This window comes from Rossellomorea oryzaecorticis (assembly GCF_038405515.1).
Taxonomy (GTDB): domain Bacteria; phylum Bacillota; class Bacilli; order Bacillales; family Bacillaceae_B; genus Rossellomorea; species Rossellomorea oryzaecorticis_A.
Genome location: NZ_JBBYAF010000081.1, coordinates 1 through 5,630 on the forward strand (window position 1 = coordinate 1; position 5,630 = coordinate 5,630).

Here is a 5,630-nt window from a genome sequence, read left to right on the forward strand (position 1 = left end):
AAGCGAGACAGGTGAGACCCCACAGGAGCGCAGCGACGAGGAGGCTCACCGGCCGCCCGCGGAAAGCGAAGTCTTGCACGGAAATCAACAGCGGTGATAAAAGAACAACACTAATGCAATTAATTTCACAAACAAACTTCTAATTCATACAAGCCCCCCATATATATAAAGCAGGGATTCCGGCTTTAAGGAGGGGAGAAAGTTTGATTGAATTCATTTTCAAACAGAAAAATGATGCATTAAAGCTTCAACAGTGCCTGACCAAGTATGATCTGCAATCCTGGTTTCATGAAACGCTTTTTCAACATAAAACCCATTATAACCTTACTATAGATGTTTCAAATCCACATAACGGAAAAGAACGGCTGATGAAAGGAACAACAGAATTCATCCTGGGTGACAAATGTATCGATTGGGCCGAAGATATGCTGCGGAACCAATTTTATTATGAGGATATCCATGAAATTGAACAGATTTTAGAAATTGTTTCTGACATGAGAATGGGGGAGCGTCCAGAATTGGACCAGCTGCTGGAAAAGTGGGATGAACCCTTATTTGTCAGGGAAAGCCTTGAGTTATTACTGGACGGCTATACACCTGTATCATTTGATTCTTACAGTACGTTCAGGCTGAAAAAGCTGCAGCTCAGGATTTCCGCCATGGTGGAACTTGCGATTGACGAATATAAAATGGAACAGGAATATCAAATGTTCATCCATATGCTGAGGGAGTACTTGGCTTCAAGAGAGAAGAAGCTTGATACGATTCATCTTTACTCCACTGGATTCGAATTTCGCTTTTTTGATGAAAACATGAAGGAAGTATCAAGGGAAGAGCTCACAAAGTTCATTGATAAGCGGCTTTTGAGCAATCATCCTCTTTATGTGGATTCTTATACGATCGCGCCGCTGCTGTCTATTGCTCCCGAAAAAATATATGTCTACGGGAGCGGGGAGCATAATCTGGTAAGAACATTGCAAAATATTTTTGAGGAGCGGATCGATCTTCTGCCACTCCATTATTTCCCTGAAACCCTTCTTTATCCTTCTGTTGATATTGCTAATGAATAGGAAGTCTAATTTTGCCTTCAGCCCTTGCTTTTGACAGCATAACCGATTATAATACCTACATAATAAGTCTATAAGTAAAAGGTTATGAAGAGGACAACAATATTCCTATTCGATTCACAGAGAGGGAAGCCAGGGCTGCAAGCTTCCTAATTCGACAGTAATATTTACCGCCTCCGAACCTCAATCCGGAAATGGTTCAAGACCTTAGTAAGGATTGACGGCTAAATGTCGTTATTCGTTTTCAATGAAGTCATTCTTTGCATTTTTTTGCAGCGGATGAGAAGTTGGGTGGAACCACGAGTTTATCTATTAACCTCGTCCCTTCAATTATGAAGGGGCGGGGTTTTTTGTTTTTGGCTCTAAACACCGCTGTTGATTTCCGTGCAAGACTTCGCTTTCCGCGGGTGACCCGTGAGCCTCCTCGTCGCGCCTTAAGGTGGACTTAACTGTCCAGCTGCAGGGCTTAGAGGCACATGTCATAAGCCAAACCGACCAAGAAGGCAAAGAACGCCTTCATGGCCGATTCGTCTTATTCCACCCGCCTCTGAGCAAAGCCCTTCCGCTTTTCTGATAGGAGTCTTCGTCTTGCACTCCAATCAACAGCTGGAGCCAACTCAATACTATACTAACTGGTTCTATTGAATGCATGTATAACCCACACCCTTATAAAAAATACATGAAAAAATTCAAAGGAGTGAACACAAATGTCTGAACAGATTAAAATTACGTTCCCGGACGGAAATGTGAAGGAGTTTCCCAAAGGGACAAGTACTGAGGACATAGCTGCATCGATCAGCCCGGGCTTGAAGAAAAAGGCGATCGCCGGTAAGATAAATGACGAATTGATTGATCTCCGTACGGGAATCATGGAAGACGGGAAAATTGAAATCATCATGCCTGACAATGCGGAGGCGTTAGAAATCATCCGCCACAGTACGGCTCACTTAATGGCCCAGGCAATCAAACGCCTGTACCCGGAAACAAAGCTTGGAATCGGTCCTGTCATTGAGGGCGGATTCTACTATGATATTGATTCTGAACATACATTTACTCCTGAGGATCTTCCCCTTATTGAAAAAGAAATGAAGAAACTGACAGGTGAAAACCTTGAAGTAATCAGGAAAGAAGTAAGCCGGGATGAAGCGAAGAAGATTTATGAAGAAGTCGGCGATGAATACAAGCTTGAGCTTCTTGAAGCAATCCCTGAAGGCGAACAGGTTTCCATTTATGAGCAGGGTGAGTTCTTTGATCTTTGCCGCGGGATTCATATTCCTTCTACAAATAAAATAAAAGAGTTCAAGCTGCTAAGCATTGCGGGTGCCTACTGGCGCGGAAACAGCGACAACAAAATGCTGCAGCGTATTTACGGAACAGCATTCTTCAAAAAGGCCGACCTGGACGAGCACCTTCGCTTGTTGGAAGAAGCGAAAGAACGTGATCACCGTAAAATCGGTAAAGAACTGAACCTTTTCATGAATTCCCAAAAAGTAGGTCAGGGCCTTCCGATGTGGCTTCCAAAAGGAGCGACAATCCGCCGCATCATCGAGCGTTATATCGTTGATAAAGAAGAACGCCTTGGTTACGACCATGTGTACACTCCGGTAATGGGAAGTGTAGAGCTTTACAAGACAAGCGGACACTGGGATCACTATCAGGAAAATATGTTCCCGGTGATGGAAATGGACAATGAAGACCTTGTCCTTCGTCCAATGAACTGCCCTCATCACATGATGATTTACAAAAACGGCATTCACAGCTACCGCGAACTTCCGATCCGTATCGCAGAGCTTGGCATGATGCACCGCTACGAAATGTCCGGAGCGCTTTCCGGCCTTCAGCGTGTACGCGGGATGACACTGAACGATGCTCACATCTTCGTGCGTCCAGACCAGATTAAAGAAGAATTCAAGCGTGTGGTTCGTTTGGTACAGGAAGTATACAAAGACTTTGATCTCAATGACTATTTATTCCGTTTATCGTACCGGGATCCTGAAGATACTGAAAAGTACTTCGATGACGATGAAATGTGGAATCGTGCACAAGGCATGATCAAGGAAGCGATGGATGAGCTTGATGTTGATTACTTCGAAGCAGAAGGGGAAGCTGCATTCTACGGACCTAAGCTGGACGTTCAAGTGAAGACGGCTCTTGGAAAAGAAGAGACGTTATCCACTGTTCAACTTGACTTCCTTCTTCCGGAGCGTTTTGACTTATCTTATGTCGGTGAAGATGGTAAACAGCATCGCCCGGTCGTTATCCACCGTGGTGTCGTATCGACAATGGAACGCTTTGTTGCTTTCCTGATCGAAGAATACAAAGGCGCTTTCCCGACTTGGCTTGCACCTGTTCAGGTTCAGCTGATCCCTGTTTCACCTGATGTCCACTTTGACTATGCAAGAGAAGTGAAGGAGAAGCTGCAAGCAGAAGGCCTTCGCGTTGAAATCGATGACCGCAACGAAAAAATGGGGTATAAAATCCGTGAAGCTCAAATGAGCAAAGTTCCATATATGCTTGTACTTGGTGATAATGAGATTTCAGAACGTGCAGTGAACGTTCGTAAATACGGGGAGCAGAAGTCTGAAACAATCTCATTGGATCAATTCGTGGAAGAGATTGCGAAAGAAGCAAAACGTTAATAGATTGTGAGGGACGGACCTGGATATGGGTCCGTCTTTATAATGTTATAAAAAAGATTGTTTATTGAATGTATTTTAGCGGCTGCAGCTGGACAGTTAAGTCCACCTTAAGGCGCGACGAGGAGGCTCCACACCCGCCCGCGGAAAGCGAAGTCTTGGACGGAAATCAGGCGGCGGTGTTGAAAAGTGTCAAATCATAAAAAAATTGTTGCACTCCACATCAATGTCTGATATTATAAGAAACGTTGTGACATTAGAACGATTGTTTGACATCCAATATGTCATGTGATATAGTATCTAAGGTGAATTGAATACAGTTTGGTACAAGAAGAAGCTACCCGCTTCTCACCTGAATGACGCTCAATAAGAGCAGTTGCCAGGTATGATATTGACTATTAAAGCTTTTTATAGATGCTTTTATAATCAGATGCGGGTGTTTCGACACCTGCATCTTTTTTTGTGTGAAAAACCACAAAAATTGGGCGGGTGCTGAGACCAAAGCCGTGTATTCTTTTAATAAACCTTGGAGGTGGCTAATTATTAGCAAAGACATGATCTTAAACGAAACTATTCGTGCCCGTGAAGTACGTCTTATCGATCAAAATGGTGAGCAGCTTGGGATTAAATCCAAGAATGAAGCCCTTGAAATTGCTGAACGTGTAAATCTTGATCTTGTTCTAGTTGCTCCAAATGCAAAACCACCCGTTGCCCGTATCATGGACTACGGAAAGTTTAAGTTTGAACAACAAAAGAAAGAAAAAGAAGCACGTAAAAATCAGAAAATCATCAATCTTAAAGAAGTGCGCTTAAGCCCTACGATTGATGAGCATGATTTCAATACTAAGCTTCGCAACGCTCGCAAGTTCCTTGAAAAAGGAGACAAAGTTAAAGCGTCAATCCGCTTTAAAGGCCGTGCAATTACGCACAAAGAAATTGGTCAACGGGTATTAGATCGTTTCTCAGATGAGTGTAAAGATCTTGCAACTGTTGAATCCAAGCCGAAAATGGATGGTCGCAGCATGTTCTTGGTGCTTGCACCAGTCAACGAAAAATAAAGGACCCGAGGAGGAAAAGCACATGCCAAAAATGAAAACTCACCGCGGCTCAGCTAAGCGTTTCAAGAAAACAGGTTCTGGTAAACTTAAACGTTCTCACGCTTACACAAGCCACTTATTCGCAAATAAATCTACAAAAGCAAAACGTAAGCTACGTAAAGCAGCTGTTGTCTCTAAAGGAGATTTCAAACGCATTCGTCATATGCTTGACAACCTAAAATAAGAAGTAATAGAAACAGGAGGGAATTATTATGCCACGCGTAAAAGGCGGAACAGTAACACGCAGACGTCGTAAAAAAGTTCTTAAGTTAGCCAAAGGTTATTTCGGTTCAAAACATACTTTATATAAAGTAGCAAATCAACAAGTCATGAAATCATACATGTATGCTTATCGTGACCGTCGCCAAAAGAAACGTGATTTCCGTAAATTATGGATCACTCGTATCAACGCGGCAGCTCGTATGAACGGTCTTTCTTACAGCCGTTTAATGCACGGTTTGAAGCTTGCTGGTATCGAAGTTAACCGCAAAATGCTTGCTGAGCTTGCGATTGCTGACGAAAAAGCATTCAACCAATTAGCTGAAGCAGCTAAAGCTCAACTTAACAAATAATATCTTTTGCCCCGTGCAAACAGATAAAAGGACTGGCCTTATTGGTCAGTCCTTTCTTAATGTAAGTAACATGAGCCCGTTCCTTTCCGCTGCAGGCACAAGATTCCCCGGGGAGGAAGTCGAGCCTCCTCGGCGTGCCGCCTGTGGCAAGAAAAGCGGAGGTGGCTCGCTCAGCCCCGACAAGCATAAGATGAATGGGCCGGGAAGGCGTTTTTTGCCTTCTTGGCACATTTAGCTTATGACCTCGAGGGGCTAGCC

Annotated in this window: 5 protein-coding genes and 1 other annotated feature; all 5 genes read left to right on the forward strand. The window is 43.6% G+C overall.

The window, feature by feature from the left end:
• Positions 1-203 precede the first annotated feature (203 nt).
• A complete protein-coding gene (locus AAEO50_RS20855; protein WP_341986302.1) occupies positions 204-1,070 on the forward strand; it encodes a putative sporulation protein YtxC in 867 nt (288 codons plus the stop codon).
• A 704-nt stretch (positions 1,071-1,774) separates the two neighbouring features.
• Entirely contained in the window at positions 1,775-3,706 is a 1,932-nt protein-coding gene (gene thrS / locus AAEO50_RS20860; protein ID WP_341986303.1) for a threonine--tRNA ligase, read from the forward strand.
• A 319-nt stretch (positions 3,707-4,025) separates the two neighbouring features.
• Positions 4,026-4,169, forward strand: a sequence feature (ribosomal protein L20 leader region).
• An 88-nt stretch (positions 4,170-4,257) separates the two neighbouring features.
• On the forward strand, positions 4,258-4,761 hold the full coding sequence (infC, locus tag AAEO50_RS20865) for a translation initiation factor IF-3 (RefSeq protein ID WP_341986306.1): 504 nt from the start codon (positions 4,258-4,260) through the stop codon (positions 4,759-4,761).
• Between the two features lie 22 nt (positions 4,762-4,783).
• Positions 4,784-4,984, forward strand: coding sequence for a 50S ribosomal protein L35 (rpmI, locus tag AAEO50_RS20870; RefSeq protein ID WP_032087387.1), 201 nt, complete (start codon positions 4,784-4,786; stop codon positions 4,982-4,984).
• 28 nt (positions 4,985-5,012) lie between these two features.
• Positions 5,013-5,372: a 50S ribosomal protein L20 gene (rplT, locus tag AAEO50_RS20875; protein ID WP_032087388.1), complete on the forward strand. Its 360-nt coding sequence runs from the start codon at positions 5,013-5,015 to the stop codon at positions 5,370-5,372.
• Positions 5,373-5,630 lie beyond the last annotated feature (258 nt).